Genomic DNA, 573 nt, shown 5'->3' with positions numbered 1-573 from the left:
CCTGGCGGCGCGGGACCCGCAGCGCCCGCCCGGTCCGCAGCGCCCGCCCGGTCCGCAGCGCCGCGGACAGTTCCCGGCGCAGCGCGCCCCGGCCCTGCACGTACAGCGCTTGGTAGATCGTCTCGTGCGACACCCGCATCTCCGGCCGGTCGGGGAAGTCCAGGACCAGTCTCGCCGAGATCTGCCGCGGCGACCACTTCCGGCCCAGCCCGGCCTGCACCGCTTCCCGCAGCGCCGGGTCCGCGGCCAGCTTCGCCGTCTTCGGCCGCCTCGCGCGCTGCTCGGCGGCGTGCTGGGCGCTGCTCGCCCGATACCCGCCCGCGGACCCGGTGTTGCGGGCCAGCTCCCGCGACACCGTCGACGCCGGCCTCCCGATCGCCCGCCCGATCGCGCGGACACCGTGGCCCGCCGCCCGCAGGCAGGCGATCTCCTCCCGCTCGGCCAGGCTCAGCCGCACCGGCCCCGGCCGGCGGGGCGCATTCCCGATCACCCCGCCAGCGTGGCGGAACAACCGCACCCCCGTCGTCGGCGCCAGCCCCACCGCCCGCGCCGCCGGCTTCGCCGCCAGCCCGG

At 79.1% G+C, this 573-nt stretch carries 1 protein-coding gene; it reads right to left on the bottom strand.

What is annotated here, in order from left to right:
• Positions 1-573 (bottom strand): helix-turn-helix domain-containing protein (locus ABD156_RS47745; protein ID WP_425546136.1); only part of this gene is annotated, 573 nt, incomplete at both ends.

It is taken from the genome of Amycolatopsis albidoflavus (assembly GCF_039525725.1).
Classification (GTDB): domain Bacteria; phylum Actinomycetota; class Actinomycetes; order Mycobacteriales; family Pseudonocardiaceae; genus Amycolatopsis; species Amycolatopsis albidoflava.
This window is presented reverse-complemented; position numbering and strand designations above follow the sequence as displayed.